Annotated in this window: 21 protein-coding genes and 2 pseudogenes; 10 read left to right on the top strand and 13 right to left on the bottom strand. The window is 45.7% G+C overall.

Annotated features, from left to right (window positions below):
* Nucleotides 1-77: 77 nt before the first annotated feature.
* Both NDA03_RS24260 and NDA03_RS24255 read left to right on the top strand, forming a co-directional pair.
* Entirely contained in the window at nt 78-731 is a 654-nt protein-coding gene (locus NDA03_RS24260; protein WP_348239398.1) for a DUF1614 domain-containing protein, read from the top strand.
* 161 nt (nt 732-892) lie between these two features.
* On the top strand, nt 893-1,183 hold the full coding sequence (locus tag NDA03_RS24255; protein ID WP_339380513.1) for a hypothetical protein: 291 nt from the start codon (nt 893-895) through the stop codon (nt 1,181-1,183).
* Nucleotides 1,184-1,621: 438 nt separating this feature from the next.
* Here NDA03_RS24255 and NDA03_RS24250 read toward each other — a convergent pair whose 3' ends face one another.
* Together NDA03_RS24250 and NDA03_RS24245 are read right to left on the bottom strand one after the other, a co-directional pair.
* Complete coding sequence (locus NDA03_RS24250; RefSeq protein ID WP_348239397.1) at nt 1,622-7,054, bottom strand: AAA family ATPase; 5,433 nt, start codon at nt 7,052-7,054, stop codon at nt 1,622-1,624.
* A gap of 115 nt (nt 7,055-7,169) precedes the next feature.
* Nucleotides 7,170-7,412 (bottom strand): annotated as a pseudogene (locus tag NDA03_RS24245) (transposase); the annotation flags it as partial.
* Nucleotides 7,413-7,602: 190 nt separating this feature from the next.
* Between NDA03_RS24245 and NDA03_RS24240 the strand changes: the two are divergent.
* Nucleotides 7,603-9,081 (top strand): CoA-acylating methylmalonate-semialdehyde dehydrogenase, encoded by a 1,479-nt coding sequence (locus tag NDA03_RS24240; RefSeq protein ID WP_348239396.1) that lies wholly within the window; start codon nt 7,603-7,605, stop codon nt 9,079-9,081.
* A gap of 150 nt (nt 9,082-9,231) precedes the next feature.
* Here NDA03_RS24240 and NDA03_RS24235 read toward each other — a convergent pair whose 3' ends face one another.
* The 5 genes and pseudogenes from NDA03_RS24235 to NDA03_RS24215 form a co-directional block, all read right to left on the bottom strand.
* Nucleotides 9,232-10,020 carry a tryptophan-rich sensory protein gene (locus NDA03_RS24235; protein ID WP_348239395.1) on the bottom strand — a complete coding sequence of 263 codons (789 nt, stop codon included), beginning with the start codon at nt 10,018-10,020 and terminating at the stop codon, nt 9,232-9,234.
* A gap of 226 nt (nt 10,021-10,246) precedes the next feature.
* On the bottom strand, nt 10,247-10,900 hold the full coding sequence (msrA, locus tag NDA03_RS24230) for a peptide-methionine (S)-S-oxide reductase MsrA (RefSeq protein WP_190412252.1): 654 nt from the start codon (nt 10,898-10,900) through the stop codon (nt 10,247-10,249).
* 243 nt (nt 10,901-11,143) lie between these two features.
* On the bottom strand, nt 11,144-11,860 hold the full coding sequence (locus tag NDA03_RS24225) for a pentapeptide repeat-containing protein (protein WP_190412253.1): 717 nt from the start codon (nt 11,858-11,860) through the stop codon (nt 11,144-11,146).
* A gap of 112 nt (nt 11,861-11,972) precedes the next feature.
* Nucleotides 11,973-12,275, bottom strand: coding sequence for a hypothetical protein (locus NDA03_RS24220; protein WP_348239399.1), 303 nt, complete (start codon nt 12,273-12,275; stop codon nt 11,973-11,975).
* A 186-nt stretch (nt 12,276-12,461) separates the two neighbouring features.
* Nucleotides 12,462-12,666 (bottom strand): annotated as a pseudogene (locus tag NDA03_RS24215) (ATP-binding cassette domain-containing protein); the annotation flags it as partial.
* 365 nt (nt 12,667-13,031) lie between these two features.
* Between NDA03_RS24215 and NDA03_RS24210 the strand changes: the two are divergent.
* Nucleotides 13,032-13,832 carry a prohibitin family protein gene (locus NDA03_RS24210; RefSeq protein ID WP_348239394.1) on the top strand — a complete coding sequence of 267 codons (801 nt, stop codon included), beginning with the start codon at nt 13,032-13,034 and terminating at the stop codon, nt 13,830-13,832.
* 6 nt (nt 13,833-13,838) lie between these two features.
* Here NDA03_RS24210 and NDA03_RS24205 read toward each other — a convergent pair whose 3' ends face one another.
* Nucleotides 13,839-14,780, bottom strand: a complete 942-nt coding sequence (locus tag NDA03_RS24205) for a LysR substrate-binding domain-containing protein (protein ID WP_190412256.1) — start codon at nt 14,778-14,780, stop codon at nt 13,839-13,841.
* Nucleotides 14,781-15,002: 222 nt separating this feature from the next.
* Here NDA03_RS24205 and NDA03_RS24200 point away from each other — a divergent pair, with 222 nt between their 5' ends.
* The 6 genes from NDA03_RS24200 (at nt 15,003) to NDA03_RS24175 (ending at nt 20,862) form a co-directional block, all read left to right on the top strand.
* Nucleotides 15,003-16,490, top strand: coding sequence for an APC family permease (locus NDA03_RS24200; protein ID WP_348239393.1), 1,488 nt, complete (start codon nt 15,003-15,005; stop codon nt 16,488-16,490).
* Nucleotides 16,491-16,535: 45 nt separating this feature from the next.
* On the top strand, nt 16,536-17,273 hold the full coding sequence (locus NDA03_RS24195) for a cadmium resistance transporter (protein WP_190430926.1): 738 nt from the start codon (nt 16,536-16,538) through the stop codon (nt 17,271-17,273).
* A 21-nt stretch (nt 17,274-17,294) separates the two neighbouring features.
* Nucleotides 17,295-17,951 carry a cadmium resistance transporter gene (locus tag NDA03_RS24190; protein ID WP_348239392.1) on the top strand — a complete coding sequence of 219 codons (657 nt, stop codon included), beginning with the start codon at nt 17,295-17,297 and terminating at the stop codon, nt 17,949-17,951.
* 149 nt (nt 17,952-18,100) lie between these two features.
* Nucleotides 18,101-18,745, top strand: a complete 645-nt coding sequence (locus NDA03_RS24185; protein WP_190529685.1) for a hypothetical protein — start codon at nt 18,101-18,103, stop codon at nt 18,743-18,745.
* A 243-nt stretch (nt 18,746-18,988) separates the two neighbouring features.
* Nucleotides 18,989-19,414 carry a DUF202 domain-containing protein gene (locus NDA03_RS24180; RefSeq protein ID WP_190439462.1) on the top strand — a complete coding sequence of 142 codons (426 nt, stop codon included), beginning with the start codon at nt 18,989-18,991 and terminating at the stop codon, nt 19,412-19,414.
* A 260-nt stretch (nt 19,415-19,674) separates the two neighbouring features.
* A complete protein-coding gene (locus NDA03_RS24175) occupies nt 19,675-20,862 on the top strand; it encodes an AbrB family transcriptional regulator (RefSeq protein ID WP_348239391.1) in 1,188 nt (395 codons plus the stop codon).
* Between the two features lie 16 nt (nt 20,863-20,878).
* Here NDA03_RS24175 and NDA03_RS24170 read toward each other — a convergent pair whose 3' ends face one another.
* The 5 genes from NDA03_RS24170 to NDA03_RS24150 form a co-directional block, all read right to left on the bottom strand.
* Nucleotides 20,879-21,625: a phosphatase PAP2 family protein gene (locus tag NDA03_RS24170; protein ID WP_348239390.1), complete on the bottom strand. Its 747-nt coding sequence runs from the start codon at nt 21,623-21,625 to the stop codon at nt 20,879-20,881.
* 114 nt (nt 21,626-21,739) lie between these two features.
* Complete coding sequence (locus NDA03_RS24165) at nt 21,740-22,537, bottom strand: sulfite exporter TauE/SafE family protein (RefSeq protein ID WP_348239389.1); 798 nt, start codon at nt 22,535-22,537, stop codon at nt 21,740-21,742.
* A gap of 108 nt (nt 22,538-22,645) precedes the next feature.
* Complete coding sequence (locus tag NDA03_RS24160) at nt 22,646-23,107, bottom strand: hypothetical protein (protein ID WP_348239388.1); 462 nt, start codon at nt 23,105-23,107, stop codon at nt 22,646-22,648.
* A 588-nt stretch (nt 23,108-23,695) separates the two neighbouring features.
* Entirely contained in the window at nt 23,696-23,854 is a 159-nt protein-coding gene (locus NDA03_RS24155; RefSeq protein WP_242033156.1) for an HNH endonuclease signature motif containing protein, read from the bottom strand.
* Nucleotides 23,855-23,948: 94 nt separating this feature from the next.
* Entirely contained in the window at nt 23,949-25,163 is a 1,215-nt protein-coding gene (locus tag NDA03_RS24150) for a hypothetical protein (RefSeq protein WP_348239387.1), read from the bottom strand.
* Nucleotides 25,164-25,398: the final 235 nt, after the last annotated feature.

Genomic DNA, 25,398 nt, shown 5'->3' with positions numbered 1-25,398 from the left:
ATCATTTGGTGTCGTTAAGTTCCTATTTGAATTAGTAACTCACCGTCAAACCTTTGACTTTCCAAAGCTTTTTTCCTATGGCGGTTTCTCACAACTCATTTAGGACTGCTATACTACCTTTTCTTTGGTTTGCTTTAGCGGTGGATGTGGTGCAAATTGCGGTAGCCAAGCTAGGATTTTCTCCCGGTATGGCTGTTTTATTACTAACAGCAGTTATTCTGGGCAGCACTATCAATATCCCCCTCTATCGAGTGGAATCCCAAGCTGACTTGATCGATGACTTTACCTCCTTCTGGTTAAGGCAATTCTGGGGGATTCCTCTGAGGAAAGTGCGGCGTTCAACTGTCGTAGCTTTAAATGTGGGAGGCGGATTAATTCCGCTAGTTGTGGCGCTGTACCAATTTACCCGTGCAGATCCGCTCTTCATTGTCCTAGTGACTGCAATTGTCTCGCTTGTTAGCTACTACGGGGCGAAAGTGGTGCCGGGAATTGGTATTCAAATGAGTCCATTATTGGCTCCCCTAACCGCTGCGCTGTCTGCCATTGTGATTGCAGGGGTTCATGCTGCTCCTGTCGCGTTTGCTGGGGGCGTATTGGGAACGTTGATTGGTGCGGATTTGCTGCATCTGAAGGAAATTCAAGCAATGACACCAGGAGTGCTGAGTATCGGCGGAGCCGGAGTCTTTGATGGCATTGCTTTATGCGGTCTTTTTGCCTTGCTATTGACTTAAATTGACACTCCTAGGACGGAAGCCTCTGGGAGTCTCGATTCAGCACAAACGTAAAGCTTTCGCCAGGAAGCCATAAAGTGACCCAGATCGTACTCGTGCTGCGATTGAGTTCGCCATTTCTTGTGATTTGAATCACAAGAGGCGGCTAAAAGAATCACTTTTTGCTATCCCATCGCATCACCAATGACAACCGGAAATTCACCGATATTATAGATATCGAGTTCAAGTCCCAAACGATGCCTTCTATCCAACTTCTCCCCACCGCCCTCTCTGAGTTATTCGCTCAAGTTACTTATTCTGGTTCCCTGACGCTTGCTGACCGCTACGGACTTATGGCAGCGCTACTTGATGATTCGTTGGGTGAAGAAGAGAGAGATGTCATCGACCGTCTGCTTCGCGCCGCGTGTAAAGGACGGCTTTCGTTAGTGGAGCAAATTTCGGCTGTAATGTAGAGAACAAAGCGGACGGGACTCTAGATAAAAAATAATCGGACTCGAAAGAACTCGCTCCTCAGTACACCCCAGATGGGTACTGGGGTTTTTTGTTTTTAATCGCTTTGATTTGGCGAATGTTGGAGTTTAAATTAATCTGAGTTTGGGATAAGAAAAGGAGGAGACATGTAAGCTGAAATGAGTTAAATCTATAATTCAGCCAGTTCCTTCCATATCTAGTGCCAGAAGAACTTTTATGGCACATCGACGATTTGTGCTGCCACTCTGAACTCCAGTGGCGAAAGTCCCGGCTTCAGCAGCCAAAACCCGGAATTTAAGCTGTACAACGGTCGTGCTCAGCGGCAGCAGATCGCCTTTGCATCTATACCAAGATATCTAAACTGTCCGCTGCAACAGAGTGGTTGTACTGCGCCACAGCGGTGGTTGATTTACAGCGTTTCAAGCAGGATGGATGACTTGACCTCGAACTGGGAGGAAGATGGAAAACTCAGTGCCTTGCCCCAACTCCGACTGGACTTCCAGCCGACCATCATGTTTCTCTAGCACAATCTGACGAGCAATCGCTAAGCCTAACCCCGTTCCCTTGCCAACCTCTTTGGTGGTAAACAAATGATCGAAAATCTTAGTTTTAACTTCCTCATTCATGCCTTTACCATTATCATTAATGCGAATTTCAACCGTATTTTGTTCTGGTAATAATGCAGTTTGAATCGCGATCTGTTGGGGATGATGTTCTAATTTTTCAAAGGTTGTTTGCTGTGCCATTTCATCGAACATATCAATCGCATTAGCCAAAATGTTCATAAACACCTGGTTAAGCTGACCGGGGAAGCAATCAATTTCAGGGATTTCACCGTAGTTTCGGATAACTTTAATGGCAGGCCGATTTTCATTCGCGTTGAGTCGATACTTGAGAATTAACAGCGTACTATCTAACCCTTCGTGCAGCTTGGCGCTAACTTTGTGTTCCGTATCGGCACGAGAGAAGGTACGCAGACTGGTGCTGATGCCTTTGATGCGATCGGTCGCTCCTTGCATTGAGTCAATTAACTTAGGTAAATCCTCCAATAGAAACTCTAGGTCAATTTCTTGGGCCAATTCGGCTACTGAACCAGTAGGCGGCTGGTGCTGCTGGTAGGTGTCTAAATACTCACGCAGGTCTTTTACATAATCTTTGGCATTATTAATACTGCCGTTGAGAAAGCCGACAGGGTTATTAATTTCGTGAGCAACTCCTGCCACCAAGTTACCCAAAGTCGCCATTTTTTCATTTTGCACAATCTGAAGCTGAGATTCTTCTAGCTTTTGAGCATAGGCTTGGGCTTGCCGATAGAGGCGAGCATTCTCCAGGGAAATCGCAGCTTGGGCACAGAGCAGATTCAGCAACTTAACGCGATCGCGGGTAAAGGCTCCTGTTGCCAGATTATTTTCCAGATAGACCATACCCAGCAACTTGCCTTGTTGCAGAATGGGGCTGCACAGCAGACTCTTGGGCTGTTGGTTTTGGATATACACATCACCGATCAATAGCGGCTCTTGCACGGCGTTGGGAATCACGGCAGACTGCAAGTTGCGTTTGACTTTTGTGACCAGACTGATGGGCACTATACCGCTATCGACAAGCGACTGCGCCGGATGCAGAATCTGCGTTTCGATTTGACCCGATCCCGTAAGCTCTGCCTTAGCCTGAACCGTGAGATTTTGTTCCTCACTCAACATCAAAGCGCACTGCGTCGCCCCTGAGGTTTGTATTACCGTAAGTAAGAGAGTGCTAATTAACTGCTCAAGCTCAATTTCACTAGAAAGAGTTTGGGAAGCTTTGAGGATGGCAAGCAGATCCAGGGAATCAGAAATACTGGTGGAGGAAGTATTCGTAGCGGTGACAGTTCCAGTGGCAAATACGGTTTCGTCAACAGAGAATGGTGTCTGCGTTTGTTGGAGGATGGGAGCCAGTAGTTGAGGATAGCGAGTTTCTAAGTCGGCGAGTTTGGCTTTCGCCCCCCAGCGAGCATAGCCATAATAGGCTTCAATCATATAAGCTTGGGCGATCCGCTCTTTGTTCCAAGCCAAGTAGAATTTTGCCGCCAGTTCATTGGCAAGGGCTGCTTCCTGAGGGTAGCCATTGGCTTTGGCATCGGCGATCGCTAGGTCATACAGTTCTATTGCTTCCGTTTTGCGATCGAGAACGCGATGTTTTTCAGCTTCTACCAGATGATATTTGTGCAAGTAATTCATGGGGCCATAATCTGCCCACTCTTTTAGCTTGGCTTGATTTTCTTGCATTCGCTGCCATCTAGGTTCTGACTCCAACATCGATTCCGGGGGAGTCGCCAGCACGGTCAGAGAATCATAGAAATATAAGATCGGTTCAACGGTACTTCCCATCCCTCCGGCTAAATACTGTCGGGTTTGAGTGGCATCGTGTTCCGCTTTGGCAAAGTCTTCCAGCCAGTAATTCAATGTGAATCGATACAGGTAAAAGAAAGATAGTCGGTAAAAATCGACTTTTGCCTCATCCAGGACTTGTTCTTCATAGGCATCCTGGCGTAAGGGAATTTCTTCCTCTGACTCACCCAAAAGAATTTGAGCCGCTTGCCAGTAAGCCAAAACACAGTTTGCTGCCGTGACTTGGTGGAGGTCACACAACTGTTGGTAATAGGCGCGAATTTGGGGTTCGAGTTCAGCGAGCGGTTGACCGCACCAATAAGCATTGAAGCAGTACAACTGGGCATCGTAGCCCATAAATTCTAGATTGCCAGTTTCCAATCCAGCTTGATAGCCTTCCAGCAGAATAGCCAACGTTTCTCGCAGATGGATCGTCCAGTGACCCACATATCCCCCCATTAACAGGGCTGTTGCGGCTCGAATATTTTTGGCATCTGGCTCTGAGGCGAGTTGGTATCCTAATTGCCCAAACTGAGGCACCTTGGTCATGTCTCCCCACAATATCCTCAGTTGAAAGGCGTAACCCGCGTAGCAGTAAGGGGAAACCGGACTATTGCCAAACTGAATTGATAATTTAACCTGGAGGGCTACGACCAGAAAATAAAGCTTTGTGCCGGACATATAGCAGACGGGGGTCAGTCGCGCTGCATTTTGCATAATCGCGAGCTGCTGAGGATCGCTCATGGGGGGCAGATGAAGAAATGACTCAATGGCGCGATCGCCAATTAAGGCATCAATTTCCTGCTTCAGGAGCCGAATATCCTCTAGCGTTGTTTCGTCTGGCAGGTTCACGCCCAACATTCGGAAGACCGATTGACCGATCGCGATCGCCTCGACAAATTGATTGCGAGCGACCAATGCCTGGATTTTGACTTGATAGACTTGCACCTGTTCTAAAGGCGTTTTCGCATGATGAATCACCGATTCAATCCACCGATCCATCTGCTCAAAATCGCCCACCAAGAAAGCGACCTCGGCAGCTAAGTCATGTAGGGATAGGGTCTTGTTGTACTGCCGTTGCCAAGCGTCTGTTCCTAGTAGTTCCAGACCTACTTTGGCATATTCACGGGCGGCTTGATAGGCGGTTGCCAGTCTGGCTTTTCGGCAGGCTATGAGGTTGAGTTGGGCGAGTTCATCCCGTTCCTGTTGTGCCTTAACCAGCGTCGTGCCATAGTTCAACTGGTTGACGATTTCAAAAATGCGCTCTTCTCTGGCGGCTGGGGAAACTTGTTGCAGCAACAGTTGTCCGATTTGGTAATGAGTCGTCTGTTTTTGCTCGTTAGGGATGAGAGAATAGGCGGCTTGCTGAACGCGGTCGTGGAGAAAGCGATAGGAACAGTTAAAGATTGCTGCCTGGTTGACTTCTGCCACCTGAAGTGGTGACGGCTGATAAAACTTATAGACCTCGGCGATCGGTAAAATCACGCCTTCTTGCAAGGCTTTCCAGAGGTCGATGGCGGTATCTTCGGGCGATCGCTCATTGACAATCGCCAAGGTTGCCAAATCGAACTGAGCGCCAATGCAAGCTGCCAGTTTCAAAGCAGTCTGGGTTGCAGCAGGTAATTTTTGCAACTGAAGTGCCATAAACTCGACGACATCATCCGTGAGCGCGAGTAACTTCACCGTTGCTAAGTCGCACTGCCAATGTCCTGCCTGGGAATCAAACGAAATATAGCCGTCCTCATGCAGGGCTTTGAGAAATTGGGTGAGGAAGAAGGGATTTCCCTTGGTTTTTTGACAGACCAACTCTGTCAATGGCTGAGCTAATTCAATCGAGCAACTCAGCGTATCTGCCGTTAACTGATTCACATCCCCTTGGCTCAGGGGTTCCAGGGTGAGGGTATGGATCGGGGTTTCAGCTTTTTTGACCTCATCGAGCATCAGCATCAAGGGGTGAGTCGGGAACACTTCGTTATCCCGATAAGCTCCGATGATGAACAGATAACCGCGTTGCTTGCCGCCGTAGGCATCGCGCTCGGTTAGCAGGAGTTTGAGCAGGTTCAGAGAAGCCGAATCAGCCCACTGCAAGTCATCCAGGAAAATCACCAGGGGATGCTCTGGGGTGGTGAACACGGTGATGAACTTCTGGAACAGCAGATTGAAACGGTTCTGAGCGGCGCTACCGGAGAGTTCTGGTACTGGGGGTTGTGGGCCGATAACCTGTTCGAGTTCAGGAATCACCTCGATCAGCACCTGACCATTGTCACCCACTGCCGCCAAGATCTTTGCTTTCCACTCTTGCAACTGCACGTCATCACTACTGAGCAGTTGACCCATCAGGTCGCGGAAGGCTTGGACAAAGGCGCTAAAGGGAAGATTGCGGTTGAACTGGTCGTATTTACCTTTGATGAAATAGCCATGCCAACGCACAATCGGCTTATGCACTTCATTGACGACGGCGGTTTTGCCAATGCCGGAAAAACCGGCTACCAGCATCAGTTCGGAGGCTCCGTTGGCAACTCGACCGAATGCATCGAGCAAGGTTTGAACTTCTTGTTCTCGTCCGTAAAGTTTTTCGGGGATCAAAAAGCGATCGCTGATATCCCGTTCACCTAAGTTAAACCAGGCGTGTTTGTTCGCAACACCATACTCTTGCTGGCATCTCATTAGATCGTGCTTAAGACCGAGGGCACTTTGATAGCGCTCTTCCGCATTCTTAGCCATCAGTTTGCGAAGGATTTCACCAAGCAGGATGGGCAAATCTGGGTTGAGATCGCAGACAGAGAGGGGTTGCTTCGCTATATGGGCATGAACCATTTCCATTGGCTCGTCAGCTGGGAATGGTAACTGTCCCGTGAGCAGTTCAAAAAAGGTAATTCCCAAAGAATAGAAATCGCTGCGATAGTCAATCCCCCGGTTCATCCGCCCGGTTTGTTCTGGTGAGATATAGGCTAGGGTGCCTTCTAGAATGTTGGGATTTTGAATCTCTTGGGTTTCGCGGGGTAACAGGGAAGCAATGCTAAAGTCAATTAGCTTAATTTGCCCAGTTTCGGGTTGAATCAGAATGTTGGCTGGTTTAATGTCTTTGTGAATAATTCGTTGCTGATAGAGCTGGTGGAGGACATCCACAATTTGCAGAGCAATTGGCCAGAATTGTTCAACCGTCAGCGGGGAAGTCTGGATGTAATGACGTAGAGAGATGCCACCAATGTCTTCCATTACCAAGGCATAGCCATGAGCATAGGGTTCTAGACTCATCGGTTGGACAATGCCTGGAATGTCGAGATTTTTTGCGATCGCATACTGATTGCGAAACTGCACCAACTCGCTAAAGCTGGGATATTCGTGCCGCAGTGTCTTAATCACCACCGGACATTGCTGTAACCTTTGCACTCCTCGATAGACAGCTGTCCTAGAACCTAGATACAGTTGCTCAACCAAAGTATAGCCAGAAAGTTTTGGGAATTGCTGTACTAGAGGAGTCATTAGGTTTAAAAAGCGAGCTTTAACTTTATTCCTAGGATTCCCTAAAATGTTACGTATGTAACAAATAAGCTAAAAGTACAACTTACTTAATTATTCAGAAACTTTCTATATATCCCTATCGGCAGGAGTGTGAGAACACAGCATCCCTAAGAACAGACTCGATCGCGTGTCGGAGGGAACTGGAGTGCGAGAAGCATTGGCGAATGCGAGTTTTGAGCCAAGCCCGACACTTCTCAATTCGATTGAGGTCAGGAGAATAGGGGGGCAGATACAACAGCCTCAAGCCAGCCTAATCAAGTAGTGGTGCAATGCGTCCGCCATGATGGAACGTCGCGTTATCAACAATTACCACCTGTCCCTCATGGTGAACCAGATGTGTGGTTTGATTGCAAGAATGCCATCAGCCTAAGAAACCGTCGGATCTGGACTTTGCTTTGCCCCAAGCTGCTTAACCCAAACTCAGGTTAAATTACCCTCCCCGGTAAAACTTCGGTTCCGGTCTTTTTGGGAGTAGGATGCAGAAAAAACCTTTGGAAGGAGAAATCTCTGTGTCCTTCAGAAACCCTTTACCTAACTACATTAACGGCGAGTGGTGTGCTTCCCACGCCACCGAATACCTGGATGTGGTGAATCCCGCTACTGCCGAAGTCTTAACTCAGGTTCCCTTGTCACCTGCAAGCGATGTAGAGGCTGCTGCTGTTGCGGCTGCGGCTGCCTATCCGAACTGGCGACGCATCCCACCAACGGAACGAGTGCAATATTTATTTAAATTGAAATTTCTGTTAGAAGAACATTTAGATGAGTTATCTCGCATCGTGACGCTGGAATGCGGGAAGATCTTTGCTGAGTCAAAAGCAGAGTTACAACGGGCAATTGAGAATGTAGAAGTTGCTTGTGGGATTCCCATGTTGATGCAGGGTTACAACTTGGAGGATGTTGCTCGTGGGATTGACGAAATGATGATTCGTCAACCTGTGGGAGTGACCGCAATCATCGCGCCGTTTAATTTTCCTGGGATGATTCCCTTTTGGTTTTTGCCGTATGCGATCGCTTGTGGCAATACAACCATTCTTAAGCCTTCTGAAAAAGTCCCTTTGACGATGCAGAAGGTCTTTGAATTACTAGAAAAAACTGGATTGCCTAAAGGCGTCGTCAATTTGGTCAATGGTGCCAAAGAAGTGGTCGATGCAATCTTAGAACACTCTACAATCCGCGCCATTAGTTTTGTCGGTTCTTCACCCGTTGCCCAATATGTCTACAGTAAAGCCGCCGCCTTTGGGAAACGAGTGCAATGTCAGGGAGGCGCGAAAAATCCCATCATTGTCCTGCCAGATGCGGATATGGAAATGACGACTCGAATTACCGCCGATAGTGCTTTTGGCTGTGCTGGACAGCGCTGTTTAGCGGCTTCTGTGGCTGTGACGGTGGGAGAAGCACGGCACACTTTTACCGAAGCGATCGCAAATGCGGCACAAACACGAGTCGTTGGCTATGGCTTGGATGAGAATGTCCAAATGGGTCCGGTAATTACCCGTCAAAGTCAAGCACGAATTGAGCAATTAATTCAACAAGGAGCCGACGAAGGTGCGACGGTATTAGTAGACGGACGCAGCGCCAAAATTCCCGGTTACGAACAGGGAAACTTTGTCCGACCGACAATCTTGCAAAATGTCAACCCAAAAAGCGAATTAGCTCGTACAGAAATCTTTGGTCCGGTGTTAGGAGTGATGCATCTAGAGACGATTGAGGATGCGATCGCACTAGTCAATAGCGGTCAGTGGGGAAATATGGCTTGTTTATTTACTAGCAGTGGTGCGGCGGCGCGGCAGTTTCGGTATGAAGCAGAAGCTGGCAATATTGGCATCAATATAGGAGTCGCTGCACCGATGGCGTTCTTTCCGTTTAGTGGTTGGAAAGACAGCTTCTACGGCGATTTACACGGTCAAGGGAAAGACGCTGTGCAGTTCTTTACGCAAACAAAAGTTGTAGTAGAACGCTGGCCTAAAACGTGGTCGCGTCAGTTTTAGTATCTAATGCAATACATTGTCTTTCACAATAAAAACCTTACCCCCCCAACTCCTCTCCTTCAAAGGAACGGCAAGCCGTAAAACCTTTAGCATTTTCCCCTCTCCGTTAACGGAGAGGGGTAGGGGTGAGGTTCTTTGGGATTTTATCGATTAAACCGCCACATCAGGACGGCGCAGTTGACGCCATAAGATTAATAACCCTAACGCGATCGCAAATCCAACCGCTGTCACAGCAATCAAAGGTTGACTGGCTTGACGAACCGCGATCGCTACGAATGCCCAGATAATGACGGAGGGATAGGCAACATCCGCCCGTTTTAGGGTAATCGTAGCAGCGATCGCTGCCGCTACAACCAGCAGAATTACCGTCCATATTTGAGGACTGATGCCCCAACCATTCCAACCCAAATAGTCAAGCGTACTTGCCACATTCACAATCGTCGCAACACTAATCCAGCCTAGATAGATGCTCAAGGGAATGTGAACGAACCATTTTTGTGCCCTTGAAACTCTTTCTAATCCAATCCCCAACCGCAGATAAAGCCCAATCAGGGGCAGTAATATGAACAGCATTGCTACAACTGAGAGTGTAAACAGTTGGTACTCGAAAAGGAACACCCAGGCGATTTGTGCAATACTCGCAAGTACCAGAAAATACCCTTCTCGACGCAGATAGGGATTTTGTCTTTGGGTGGGTAAAATTTGATAGACTGCAAAACTAATCAAACCTAAATAAATGACGCCCCAGATCGCAAAAGCATAGTTAGCGGGGATGATGGGGACTTCACTGAAGAAGCGATTAGAAATTTCCCCAATTGTCAATCCATTGGGAGGAGCCACATTTGCATAGACATTAATCGCAAATGCGGCAAGAATAGCGATGAAATTCGCAACTGACCGGAGGAAATCTGAGTCGAAGCGCTGATTGACAGATTTCATATTGTTACCGCCTCTTTTTTAAGGCTTTGTTTGACAATTCAAAATAAAAAATTGTGGCACTGGTTTGCTAAAGAGTGAGAACTGGTCAAACCATTGCCAAATCTAGGTTAGACAAGTTCATCACGCTTTAAGGAACCAGTGCCACGAACGCACCAACCCGCTCAAGAGCATACCGGGTAAAGATAGTGATTTCTGCTAGCGATCGCTAAAAGACAGAATTTCTATTTCAAGCGTTCGTCATTACAGGACAAGTAACGTTCGTCCCGCCTAGTCCACAATACCCATTTGGGTTTTTGGCGAGGTACTGCTGATGATAGGCTTCTGCGTAATAGAACTCAGGAGCATCCAGAATCTCAGTGGAAATCTCCCCATACCCGGAGGCTTTCAGGGCTTGCTGATAAGCATCTCTGGATGCTTCAGCCAGCTTCTTCTGGCTGTCTGAATACGCATAAATTCCGGAACGGTATTGGGTGCCGACATCATTGCCTTGACGCATTCCTTGGGTAGGATTGTGGCTTTCCCAGAAGAGTTTCAGCAGTGTTTCGTAACTAATTTCTTTCGGGTCAAACACAACGAAAACTACTTCATTGTGTCCCGTCATGCCCGTACAAACCTCATGATAAGTAGGGTTTGGCGTGACTCCTGCTGCATAGCCAACTGCGGTGGTGAAAACTCCAGGTTGCTTCCAGAATATGCGCTCTGCTCCCCAGAAACACCCCAAGCCAAACATCGCCATCTCCATCCCATCGGGAAAAGGAGGTTTCAGCGGATTACCGTTTACGTAGTGAGTAGCGGGGACTTGCATGGGTTCTGCCCGTCCCGGCAATGCTTGCTCGATCGTGGGCAGACTTTGCTTTTTACCAAATCCGAATAGCGCCATTGATTCTGACTCTGTTTTCTGATAAACGTTTTAACCTTATTTCATATTGTAAAGATTTTGGCATCCCCTGAAGAGCGGGAAGGAGGTAGGGTTAGCCGGAACCTCACCCCCCAACCCCCTCGACATTCACGGAGAGGCGGCTATTTCTTTGCCTTGTTGTTGAGCTAAACGCTGAGCTAAACGGGGCTAGCTTCTCCTCTCCCTGCTTACGGGGTAAGGTCAAATAGGATGTATCGCTGCTTCCTAACCGTGGATGCTGCCATCGGGTAGGATTGCTCCTGCTAAGTTCGCTCCAGTCAACTTAACCAGGACTCGGTCTTGCGACCCAACCTTAGCTCCCCTCAAATCGGCTCCCCTCAAATCGGCTCCACTGAGGTCGGCTCCAATTAAGTTAGCTTCTCGCAAGTTAGCGTTGTTTAGCTTCGCTTGCAACAGGTTGGCTCTAAAAAGATTCGCTTTTTCCAGGTTGGCTCCCTGAAGATTCACTTTATGCAGGAAGGCATCGCTTAAGTTGGCGTTGCTGAGGTTGGCATTGCTCAAATTTCTTCCAGACAAGTCCTTTTCTTTGAGATTAGCTCCGCTCAAGTTGGCTCCGCTCAAGTCGGACTGCTGCTTAGGAGCCTGATGGTGAGATTGAGGGGGAGATTGAGGGGGAGATTGAGGCGGTGATTGATAGGAGTAACTAGATTGATAATAAGAACTCGGTGGATGAGCGCGATCGCGTGCCGGAGGTTCGGGATTTCGGTTCTTTTCGCCGGGTCGAACTGAGCGCAAGCGATCGCGTGCCTGATTAATCTCTTTCAGCTTTTCTTGAGCCTTTTGCTGTAACCGAGGATTATCTTTTGGGATGCGATCGGGGTGCCAAATAAAAGCCAAATCCCTATAAGCCTGGTTCACTTCATCAAGTGAGGCTCCAGGCTCTAATCCCAGCACTTTGTAGTATCGATCTAGATCGCTCATTATCACTACCCTAGCAGGCGTTGCCGGTTGAACGAATGCTTCTTTCGGAGTGAAGTAATGAGATCCCGCAACCTCTAGGGGCGATCGCGCTCCTGTTGCCCATCTCATCAAATCATTGCGGTTTGCAACGCTCTAGCACATCTTCAGCGATCTGCTGCCACTCTTGGTTTAGGTCTTCTTTAAACTCTGGTCGTCCGGTTCGCCGATACCAGTAAAGGGCATTGCTTTTGTCGCCTTCTTTTCGATGTAGGTAGGCGTGAACCCAAGCGCTGTCAGCATCACTGGCATTTTGCACAATTTGATGAGCTTTGTCCCAATCTCCTTTTTTGTCGTACCACAGTGCCTGCAATGCTTGAGGTAGAGACTCAGGACATCTTTCCTGTTCCATCAACTGTATAAATTCATCCAATCTCATCATCTGCTCTCGGATTGTTTTACGAAAGGCACAGACTAAAAATGATTATAAAGATTTGGTCGAATCAACTAAGTAAGGACTTCCGTTCCAATACTTAGATTACTAAGAATTTCTGGTCGCTTGGGTTGCAATCGGTCAAAACCTGAACCGAAATGTATTGAGTCAAATCTGTAATCTGTGCTGGGGTGCCAGTGCTACTCGTTGGCGCTGACCTCCAGAGAGTTGAAAGGGATAGCGATCGCCCATTCCGTTCAATTGCACCAACTCTAGTAGTTGTTCTACTCGCGCTTGGGTTCTCACTTTCAGCGCATTGCGAATTTCTAGACCAAAGGCTCTCGCTCTCACGCACTTGAGGGTGAGAGCGAGTATAGTGCTGCAACACAAACCCGACCCGCCATCTTGGACACTTGTCAGCTAACTTCGTTAACCGCTTTGAAACTGCCGAACTGCTTGGATACGTTTTCAACAACAATTCTCACGGCAAGTGTACCTTTCGATATAAACTACGGTTTATCGATTCCATTACCGTAGTTTGGCACCTCGCTTAATCATCTGAGTACAAAAATATTAAAGATTGGGGAACTAGCAAATGGCGAGGGGTTCAACTTGCCAAGTTATCAAAACCAACATCTCTCTAATGGCAGATTTGTCAAACGTTAGACCTGCTGACTCCATATAAGGTGAGATTATTTGAGATTGAGTACATCTACGAAAGTTCGCTGATACTTTAGTAAAGTTGCCATTTACCCCTCGACCATGAAAAAATTTAAAGCTCTTCCCAATGGCGGTAAACTAATTTTATTTCTATTGTTAGTCGTGATTTCCCTTACCCCTGTTGTGATTGTAGATGCTGGAGAACGGGGTGTATTAATGCAGTTTGGTAAGGTGCAGCCGAGAGTATTAGACGAAGGAATCCACTTCATTATTCCTATTGTTAATACCGTCCAAAAATTGAGTGTTCGAGTACAAAAACAGGAAAGTTCTGCTGAAGCTTCCTCGAAGGATCTTCAAGATGTTTTCACCGATGTAGCTCTCAACTGGCACATTATTCCAGAGGAAGCGAATGCTATTTATCAACAAATTGGGAACGAGAACCTAGTTATAGAAAAAATTATAAATCCAGCAGTAGAAGAAGTATTAAAAGCAGTAATGGCACAGTACACTGCTGAAGAAATTATTACAAAGCGAGGAGAAGTAAAAGCGGGCGTAGACGATTCATTAACTACACGACTGGCTAGCTATCACATTGGAGTTGATGATATCTCCCTAGTCCATGTCCACTTTTCCAAGCGATTTAGCGATGCTGTGGAGGCGAAACAGATTGCCGAACAGGACGCAAAACGTGCAGGCTTTATAACCTTAAAAACATTACAACAGGCAGAAGCACAGGTTAATTTAGCCAGAGGAGAAGCGGAAGCGGATAGGGTGTTACGTGAAAATTTAACTCCAGAATTATTGCAAAGGCAAGCAATAGAAAAATGGGATGGAAAGCTGCCGCTAATTGTCGAAAACTCTACAAAATTGTTGGATTTAAGTAAATTTGTAAAACATAACTAAAATTGATTAAAATATTGTAGATAGTGTTGTAAATACAGTTAACATCTGTTCAAAAGCAATTGAAACGCGAGTCTGAAACCGTTGTTGATGCTTCAGCTTCAAGACAGGCTGGACGATTTCCAGTTTCGTCTTCGCTCTTGTCCTATCATCTACAACTTTAACTGCGTGCAGTGTAGAGAGTTGTAGTTCTTTTTGCACCATCAATTCTGGAATCGCAGCTGCACCGACACCGCCTTCAACCACTGCCTTCACCATCTCGCTACTGTTCAATACTAAAACTACATTGAACTGGGTAGGAGCGATTCCCCAATTTTGCAAAGCTTGCTCAAACATTTGTTGCGCTCCAGAGCCTGGCTCTCGCATTACCCAACTGGTTGTAGAAAGTTCTGTTAGAGAAATCTCAGCAAGCTCAAACCAGGGGTGAGACTTTCCCACGACGATTTGTAAGCGATCGCTCCCTACTCTCTCTTGCTCTAAGCAACTCTGTAGGGATGGTTTCACTTCTCCTGTGATTAAACCTAAATCAAATAGTCCCGTTGCTGTCCCTTCGCAAATTTCTTCTGCATTGCCCAGAGTACAGTTAACAAAAATGCCAGGATATTGGGTTTTAAATTGACTAATTTTGTTGGGTAGCCAGTAGTTGCCAATCGTGAGACTCGCACCCAATTTCAACTCGCCCCGTTGTAAATTGTTTAATTCGCGCAAACCTCGCTCAGTCAAAGCCACCTGATCGAGAATCTTCTTTGCTTCCACCTGTAGCAGCTTTCCCGCCTCCGCGATCTCGATGTGGCGACCAACGCGATGGAACAGTTTCACGCTGTATTGCTGTTCCAAGCTTTGGATCGCGGCACTAACCGCAGGTTGGGTAATATATAGTTCTTCCGCCGCACGGGTAAAGTGCAGATGTTCTGCCACAGCTAGAAAAATTCGTAATTGTTCAAATGTCATCTCTACTTTTTAAGGCTCCTTAAGCACCTCTAGCTGTCTATATCAAGCTATCAATCACTTTAAGTTATCCTTTCAACAAAAAAAAGTATTTGCTTTTATTAATTTGGCTGCGTAGATTGAAAACATATATTCATTGCAATCAAGCCTTACCCAGACAAAGCCTAGCGGTTAGATTCGGCTAGCCGCACCGAATTGGCAAATCTGTATGAAGGGAGTCTCTAAATGACGAGTGAAAGACGACTAAATCAAAGCGATCGCGGCTTAAAGCCAAACTGTCTTCCCTTTGGAGAAGTTCTTGCTCAATCCTTTGCGGTCATTGCACCCACAACAATACCCGCCTCAAATATAGGATTGATCGTCGTACTTTCCGGCAATGGCACCTGGCTAAGTTTTCTCATCGGCATGATTGGTTTAGTGCTGGTTAGTATTAACATCAATCAATTTGCCAGCCGCTCGGCTTCTCCCGGTTCGCTCTACTCTTACATCGTCAAAGGATTAGGCCCGACAGCAGGTGTAATTTGCGGTTGGAGTTTGGTTCTGGCTTACTTGTTTACAGGAATGTCAGTTTTGTGTGGCTTTGCCAACTTTAGCAGTATCTTGATTGGTCACTTGGGTATTCATCCCTCGACGATTACGCTGCTGGCACTCGGTGCAGGGGTTGCCTGGTATGCAGCATATAAAGATATCCAGCTATCAGCAATGGCGATGCTGTGGATGGAGGGAGCTTCCCTTGCCCTGATTGGCGTCTTAGGAATAATCATTTGGGCGCACAAAGGCTTTGCATTAGATATGTCCCAATTAACCTTGCAAGGCGTAACTCCAGGTAGCGTCGCAATGGGGCTTGTCTTAGTGATGTTTAGTTTCTCTGGCTTTGAAAGTGCTACATCTCTGGGTGATGAAGCAAAAGACCCCTTAAAAACGATCCCCAGAGCAGTTTTGGGGAGTACTACCCTGGCAGGTTTATTCTTCATTTCGATGACTTACATTGAAGTGCTGGGTTTTAGCGGAACTGGAGTTTCCATTACCACTACGGAAGAACCGCTGGGTTTTCTAGCGCAACAAGCGGGAGTAGGTTTTTTAGGAACCTTGGTTGCCTTCAGCGCCCTGTTTAGCTTCTTTGCCTGTGTCCTTGGTAGTATTAATCCAGCAGCCAGAGTATTTTTTACGATGGCACGTCACGGTTTATTTCCGTCTTCGTTGGGTTTATCTCACTCATCGAACCGGACACCCCACATTGCTGTTACGCTGTGTTCGCTGATTGTATTTCTTGTGCCTGCTTCGATGTCCCTGTTTCATGTCAAGCTGTTTGACAGTATGGGCTACTTGGGAGCTATCTGTAGCTACGGGTTTTTAACGGTTTATACCTTGATTTCGATCGCTGCACCCGTTTACCTGCACAAGATTAGAAAACTCCGCCTACACCATGTAGTGTTCTCAGTTCTCGCAGTTGGGTTTATGATGATTCCCGTTCTCGGAAGTGTGGGAATTCCCGGTAGCCGTCTTTTCCCAATTCCCGCAGCCCCTTACGATGCGTTTCCTTACCTGTTTTTGATGTACCTGATAGTTACGTGTGGATGGTTTGTCATTCAAAGATTCCGTTCTCCAGAAATTGTCAGCTCAATGGAGCGGGGTATTGAAGAGATTCATGCCAAGTTTGCGACACCAAGTTCGGCGGTGATACCAGAAGCGATCGCAGATGATGAATTTTGAAGCTAGTTTGGACAACGCATCTACAAACCTTAAGGACACGCAAAAATGAGCGAAATAATCACGGCAATCCCCCTTGGATTCACTGCCTTCACAGCCACCAACCTTGATGACATCGTGATTTTGTTGCTGTTTTTCTCGCAAGTGAATGCGGTATTCCGACGTCGCCATATTGTGGCTGGTCAGTATCTGGGTTTTGGTGCATTAGTCCTCGCTAGCCTTCCCAGTTTTTTTGGTACCCTAATATTGCCGCGCCCTTGGATTGGTTTGTTGGGCATTGCCCCAATTGCAATTGGAATTAGTCGCTTACTCAATCAAGACACGGATGAATCGGAAGGCGAGGAAAAAGTAGAACCACCTGAGAAATCTTGGTTTACCAGTTTTTTATCTCCACAAACTTATAGCGTAGCAGCCGTTACATTTGCGAATGGGGGTGACAACATCGGTATCTATGTGCCGTTGTTTGCGAGTAGTACCTGGGAGGGTCTTCTGGCGATTCTGGGGGTATTCTTCTCGCTGGTGGGAGTTTGGTGCTACACCGCTTACCAATTAACCCGTTTACCTGCGATCGCCCAAACCCTCACACGCTACGGCAATCAACTCGTTCCCTTTGTTTTAATTGGGTTGGGTGTTTTAATTCTAGTAGACAGTCACACACTGGAAAATCGTGGCTTGCTCGTACTGACCTTAGTCACAAGTTGTCTCTGTTTGCTGACTCTCGGCAGAAGTAACGATCAAGTGTCTGAGGCGGAAATTTGCTCAACGCCTGAAGTGGAGAAAAATTAACGAGGTTGCGATCGCTGTGTCATGAGTTGGTTTGCACAAGCAATAATTGCCGGGGTCACATCTTTTGTGGCAACTAACATCGATGACATTGTGATCTTGATGCTATTCTTCGCCCAGGTAAATTCTACCTTCCGCACCAGACATATTGTTGTAGGTAAGTATCTTGGATTCACTGTATTAATTGCCGCCAGTCTTCCGGGTTTCTTTGGTGGCTTAATTCTGCCAAAAGCTTGGATTGGCTTACTAGGTCTGGTTCCCATTGTTATTGGAGTGAATCACTTAGTCAATTGGGAAAAAGATGAAAACGAAGTCCAGACAGTATCAGATGAATTCAATAGCTCAAAAGCTAGTTCCTCAGTGATGTCAACTCTCGCTAGTTTTCTTACTCCTCAGACTTATCACGTCGCAGCTGTTACATTTGCTAATGGGGGTGACAATATCGGGATATATGTACCGTTGTTCGCTAGTAGCAATCTGGCTAGTTTGGGAGTAATTTTAAGCGTGTTTTTTGTGTTGGTTGGAGTTTGGTGTCATGTCGCCTACCAATTAACCCGCCATTCGGTTGTTGCTCACCTTTTCACTCGTTACGGTAAGAGAATCGTCCCATTTGTGTTAATTGGCTTAGGAATTTTTATTCTGGTTGAAAGCGGTAGCTATCAACTCTTACCGTCGTTCTAATAAGTGTCAGTTTTAGCTTGGCAGACCATTTACTAGTGTCTGCAATTTAATAAAAACCTTTTTTGCTAAAGGTCTACCCTTAAAAATTTTCCAACCATAAACCCAAACATCGAGTTGGAAAAACTCGGAATCTCGCAAGGAGAAACTTCATGAAACTGTTCAAAATCGCTCTGGTAGCATTAGTATTTCTGGTCAATTTGGCGATCGCTCAACCTTCTTTGGCAGACAGACCGAAACTTACCCTGAGTCCTGACTACACAGAGGTAACTCAATCTCTTGACAGCCTCTTAAAGGCAAAAGACGCACCGGATCAATCCGACTATACACCTGAGGAAATTCAGCAGAAACTCGGTGAGTTGCAACTGCAAAAATATATCTTAGAGACAGCGGCAGACTGGGGGCAGTGCCGCAATGAAACTGGGAAAACGTTAGCGGTCTATGCTCATAAACCCAATAAATCTAACTTTTCCGAAGCAAGTACCCTCTACTACTTGGGAAATGGCAAAGTCACGGACGATGATTGGAACTGTGATGGCGTTTACTTGCCAAGTGGTGTCAAAGTAGCTGGCTTAACTCCTGGTGACACCCAAGGGCAAGATTTAGGGGAGCCTGTAGCTCTCAAAATAGTGGCTGGAACCCAATTAGTCGCTAAAACCAATCCAGAAACTGGTGCAGTTGAATTCAACGTTCCTGCTGCGAAAGTTTTCAAAGCAGGTGAGGGTACATGGTCTGTTCCTAACTTGTCGTCAGCAGATGTGGAAGCGCAAACTCCTAACGCACCAATCGAGGATTAAATTTTTCACGCCTGCGAAAGCACTTTAGGTGTTTTTCCTCTAAAAAGTAGCAGGATGACAGCCAGGGTATGAAAAGCTACCAAAAGTAAACGGTTGAACAGCTATCATACTCTGGCTAATAGACTTCATAAAATTTTTCGGAATATCGGGTTTCGGATCAAAGTGCTTCTGAAGGGAGAAAGCTTGTTTTGTTTGTACATCTAAACTGATAATTGAGGGTAGTATTTTGTGCAGCTATTGTTTATGTTTAAGCCGATAAATGGGAGTACAGAAAAATTAGAGACGCCGAAACGACGGACTTCTGAGCGAGTGCGGGATCATTTGGCAAACGAACGCACCTACTTAGCATGGATGCGGAGTGCGATCGCGCTAATGGGATTTGGCGTTCTGATCGTCCGCCTTCGTCTCCTCCGTCCACCCCTTGCGCCTCAACCCCCTGGTAGTGGGTGGAAGTTAGGATTAGTGTTCTCCTTAGTTGGTTTGGTAACGGTATTGCTGTCAACCCAGCACTACTTCGCGGTTCGTCATGACATTGACGAGGATACATACGAACCGGCGGATCGCTGGGTGATTCTGTTTAGCCTTGCCGTACTCACCTTGGGAGCTGGGGTTATCTACTACGTCTTCACAGTTCCAGTTGAATCATTAAGTAATGTCATACTTGATTAACTGAGATTTTATTTAAGTAACCCTGAAGAGAGCCTACCTTTAAAAGTCATTTTTAGAGGTTTTATAACGCATATAAACGCAGAGATAGGGCGTTAGACCTAGCTACAGGCTACGCAGATATGTTGCACCGTCAATTATTTTTAGGGTAGGCTGCAATGTGTCAGCAATGCGCTTTTTATAAGCATTTTCGGATAATCTTTTCACTTCAACGCATAAGAAAGTAATGATTAAAGATTGGAGATTTTGTGAGCAAAATAAGTTTGGATAAATCTACACTTAGTAATAGTAAATTGACGACCACTTGTTTAATTGTTGGTATAGAAATAATTATTGGTTTACTAAGTGGTCTAACTTTTATTGCACTTGGGGCAGGTGGAGGGTCTTGGATACTTGGGGGTATTGCTGCTGGTGCCTTGGTCTTTTATTTTTATCGTCGATATAACAATCAAGCTAAGCCTAATCGCAACTCAAGGAAATTTGGACAAATTATTGTTGGTCTTACTGTAGGATTTTCTCTTAAGCAAAGTAATCTAATAACTATTTATTCCCAATTACATATTTTTCTACTTTTAGCATTATTTTTAATGTTTTGTGGTGGAATTATTGGTTATATATATTCACGCATTGAAAAAACAGATTTGCTAACTGCCATGCTTGCTACGGTTCCCGGAAATATAGGAATCATGGCAAGTATAGCAGCAGACTATGGTAGAAATATTTCACTTGTTTCTCTCGTTCAGTTAATACGCTTTACGGCAATTATTATTGTTATACCGCTTGTTGCTAATGTTTCTAACGCACATGACATCAAGGCGATAATTCATTCCGTTACTGAAAATTTATTTGTCATAAATTTCAACTACTTATTTTTACTATTTTTGTTACTATCTGTAACATTATTGGCAGTTAAAATAGGCAGTTATTTAAAAATCCCTGTTGCTGGTTTCTTGTGTTCAATAATAGTCGGGGTTGGTTTTGATTCGTTGCTAGATTCACTGCCATTTTTATCTCATATCGATTTTAATCTACCCCCTTTATTTAATTTAATTGGTCAAATTCTACTGGGAATTACAATCGGTGAATATTGGGGAATGAACCCAAAGCTGGGAAAGCTTACAGTAGCGTATGCCTCGGTTCCTGTAGCCATGACCTTTTTGGCAGGATTCATCTCAGCAGGAATTGCTACGTTGATCTCGCCCTGGGACTGGCTAACGTGTTTGCTGGTGACATCTCCAGGCGGATCTCCAGAAATGATATTAATCTCTCTAGCTTTGCATCACAATGTTGAGATTGTAACCGCAGGTCATCTAGTTCGGCTAATGACGATTAATCTGTGTCTTCCAGCTTTGGTGTCTTTCATTTGCTATCTAGAACGCCGTTCTACAAAAAATCAAGATGGCGCAGCAGATCAGCTTAAAACGATATCACCCAAATCAGCAATGCCATAATTTCTTTGCGATGGTGTTAACCTTGGGCTATTGATTCCTCTTCATCCACAGTTAGCTCATCCTCAGGAATAGTACTCGGTTTAGTTAAATGTGGTTGGATTAGCAGACAAACACCAATTGACCAAGCAATTGAAACCATCCATCCTGCCAAAATATCACTGGGAAAATGAACCCCCAAATATATTCGCGTCCAACCGATCGCTAATACGAATACGCTCCCCACAGCCAGCACTAACCAGCACCAATTACTATTCCAGGTCAAAATGACTAAAGCAGCTATCAAGGTCATACTGGACATTGCATGACCGCTGGGAAATGCGTAATCAAACTCTGGAGAGATTGACTCCCAGAGGTTAGGACGCACTCGATGCAGCAACAGTTTTGCAGTGCGATTAATTAAAATGCTCCCTAGTAGCGTGGTCAGTAAATAGGCGAGCGATCGCCACTTTTTAAGGCGTAGCAACACTAACGAGATTACAGTAGCAACTGGAAATACGCCCCAAAATACTCCGAACTTGGTTAAAGTTGCCGCAAAAACGTCTAGTTGTGGCTGTGCTATCTTGTGAACTGCTAGCAGGAGAGTTTCATCCCAGGGGAGACCGCCTTGATTCTGCAATACTACTAATGCAAGTTCCTCAAAAACCAGCATTGGTAAACAGACCCCTATCAATAGGAGTAGCAAAGAACGCCAATAAGCAACGAGCAGCTTTTCGAGAAAACTTAGGAAAGATGAAGACAGCTTCCAAAAATTAGAACTAAACATTCACCAAAAAATGCTTAAAATGTGTACAAACCGAAATTTTTCTTTATTTTTTAAAAAAAAGTAGCACCCTGATGGGGGAATATCTTTGCTATCAGATATTAAATCAAACTCAGATCACGCTTGATAAACTAACTTCCAACTTACCCCTGCTAAAATCACATAAATTACCAGCCGAAGCGCGCCTTGAGGAGTAACCTTGCAGAGTTTAGCCCCTAGCAAAACCCCTGGTACTGTCCCTAACCAAATTGGCAATACTAAACTCCAATTGACTGTCCCAAGGCAGAGGTGTCCAAGGGAAGTAAACACCAATAAAATCGCTGCCTGTGAAATATCTGTGCCTACCAATTTACGCGCGTCGAGGCGAAAAAAGGTAATCAACACAATTGCAAACATCGCACCAGACGACACGCTAGTTAATCCTACCAGACAGCCTAAAAATGCTCCTACACTGAGGGTCGAAATTCGACCCATCTGAGTGTTTAAATCAAACTTAGGCGGTTCAGGTAACTGCAACTTCGGGAAAAAAGTTTTCAGCGACAATTGTGCGAGTCCCAACAAAGTGACAAGCAGGATCATAAACCCGATCGCACGTAGCAGAATGTAATCTAGGTCTAAGGTTGCATTAAGCTTAATCAGGTATAAAATCCCTACTCCGGTTAGTGAGCCAGGAACACTTCCCCAAGCCAGCCATTTGATAACTTGCAGGTCAAGCGTTTGCTGTTTCCAGTGTTTAAAGCCGCCGATCACCTTCATCAATGTGGCAGCTACTACATCGGAACTGACTGCGATCGCAGGTGGAACGTGGAACACAAAAATCAACATCGGAGTGATTAGAGATGCTCCACCGATTCCCGTTAAACCAACAATGATACCCACGACAAAACTGAGGAGCGGTAGTAATAGATAGTCCATACTGCTGTCCTTACACAGGCGGTTAAAATGCTGAATTTCTAACTAAAGGTAAATTTTGACCTTAGTGCTAGCGGCGATTGAGCAACATTCGCCGCCCATAAATCCCCATTAGCCACCGGGGAATAAGACAGGAGCATCGAGAATCTTAAACTGTATCAATGCCAGAATGACCAGAGTGTAAGCGGTTGAGGAGACTACACCTGTCAATAACTCTTTTTTCAAGTTACGCTCTGCGGGTTCCTTACTAAAAACATCCACAGCCCCTACTTGCATCAAGAGAATTCCAGCAATGTTAGAGAGCCAGTACCCGACGATTGAGCAAGGCAGAAGTAAATCTGGGGAAAGCCAACTACAGATATACCCAAAAAAATAAGCAATTGGCAGATTGAAAAACAGGTCATTCCACCAACATAGTGGTGACAGCATATATCCAATGACCAGAAGGAATCCGCCTCTGAGCTTTTTGAACCAACCTTCCTGGAAACTTTGTTGAGCCGCTGGTTGCAAATGCTCAGGAGTTACTTGCCCTGCGAGGGTCAGCTCACTACTGGGTCTTTTAGCGTTGTCCATGCAAAATCCACTATCCCGCTAGAGTTACCGTAGTTTCAATTTAATCTGATACGGATCAAAAGTCTAGTGCGGAAGGGACAACGCTTTAGTTTTTTTTGAAATATCTAACTATGGTGTGAAACCTGCAAGGCTCTCCAAAGCTCTTGAAACCCTTAGTGGGACTTAGGCATTTTCTAGCCCCTTTAGGGGCTGAAAACCTCTCTGAGCAAGAAAAAAAGGTCGATAATCAAAAAATGCCTGAAACCCTTGTGAATACTGGATTTATGCTCTTTTGAGCTGAAAATTTTTCTCTGTCTAAGTTTGAAGCCATTTTTTTATCAGTTTTTGTCTAAGTCCCGTTAGAAGAGTCATCGGTTGGCTTGAGGCGGGAGCAAAACTAAACGAAATACAGGCTGCTGTTGGGTTTCACTCTGTTCAACCCAACCTACACGGAATGGTTTGTCAGGCAGCCAGGGCGTGAAAGTGAGGCTTGTTAGCGTAGCAGGACGTAGTCGAGAGTCGTTAGTTGAGTAGTTAAACTAAGCCGGGTTGTCGTCAACCCGACTTGTCTTCAAAACCGAACTTTAAACTTTCGCTTCCTCCGGCTCCTCAGGGGAGCTTCGGCTGGTCATGCACACTACTAGCCGAAGATCCCAATCGTCGAAGGGCTGTTTTCACATCATGGCAATGTCGGTGAAGTAGCTGTAGATTCTCAGGGGTATCGTTACTCCCTCTGTTTTTAGGGATGATATGGTCAGTGTCCAGCAAGTCTCCATCCTTGAAGGACAATCCGCTCCTGCACCTACTATCAAGCTAACTACCTGGTTTAGGCATCCACCTAATCCCCAAATCAACGACAAAATCACTCGACTTTGAACCGAGAACCCGATCGATCGAGGCGATAAACTAAGGTTTTCCCGTTGCCATCCACAGCGACTCGCCAACCTGCGACCATTGCTTGAGCGCAGCTATTTTCCGTACCAGGCAAATCAAAACAGGTATTTGACCACATCTGACTTCGACCTTCGAGGATGTATAACTGAGAAGTTGGTACTTTTAATTGCTTACTAGCATCCTGCAATACCACCTTGGCAATGGAATTCGGTAAAGAGTCTTTGCGTGGGGGCATATCGCCTATTGCTTCCGTCCTAATTTGCTCAGCAGATTTATCAGTACGATAGACCTGATATTGCTTCGGTTTGCCTTCCACCGTTACCTGCCAACCCGGTGTCTGAGCGCTCATGCACCGCTCTACAGGACTTGGAAGATCTAAACAGCCATTAGACCAAGTTTGCTGTTGAGTTTGTGTAATCAAAAGTTGGGAGATTGGTAAGGTTAAATGCTCGGATGCTAACTTTAAAACTTGCTCAGCAACCGCAGGAGGTAATTTTTTCGCCTCGTTTGGCTGGCTCTCCCTTTGATAAAGCTGAACCTGGGAACCCACTTTGTCAGTATTATAAATCCAGCGTTTTTGCCCGCTTTCTACGGTAACTTGCCAGCCCTCCACGACAACTGGATCGCAGGGATGGGGAAAAGTCGAAACTTCGCAACCATACGCCCACCCTGTCTGCTTCGCATTCACAATGCGTCCGGTGTTCGCCGGAAGTCCCCAGTTTTGGGTGGCATCTTGCAAAACGGCACTGACAACAGATTTAGGCAATTTGGCATCAACGATGCTGCTAGCAGCTTCATTTAATCTGATCCGGGAGCCGTTGCGATCGCTTCGATAAACTAAGCTTTGTTGCCTAGCTTTTACAGTGACTTCCCACGCAGGCATATTAATTTTGGTGCAGCCTTCAGCCGGACGCGGCAGATTTAAACAACCGTTGGTGTAAATCTGTTCATACTTAATGATGTGTAGTTGCGACGCTTGTAATCCCGTGCGTTGAGATGCTATTCGCAAAATGGCATTGGCAACGGAAGACGGTAACTTTTCTTTCTTAGATACTTGTTTGACGGGATCGGCAACAGCAGCTTCTTTTAAGGTTAAAGCAGTACATAAAGATAAAGATAAGCTGCTAGTCAATAAAATTAAAGTAGCAACTAGCCATTTTTTAGGATTTTTAATTTGAGTCATTCTTTCCACAATTAAGGCTACTCCAAAGCCACTCGAATTAAAGTTTAGAACTTTGATGTTTGCTTGAAGTTCATACCATCATTTGAGACGTGGCTGAAAAACCTATGTTCCAAACTAAATTTTTTCTAGGTTTTACAGGCACGTTAGCACAAGGCTTTGAGTGCATTTCTAGATTTTGAACGCACTCAAAGCACTTTATAAAAATAAAACTAAAATCAGATTGCCATAACCGCAA

It is taken from the genome of Trichocoleus sp. Lan (genome assembly GCF_039961855.1).
Lineage (GTDB): Bacteria > Cyanobacteriota > Cyanobacteriia > Cyanobacteriales > FACHB-T130 > FACHB-T130.
Note: the sequence above shows the minus strand (reverse complement) of the source record. Positions and strands in the feature narration are given on the sequence as shown.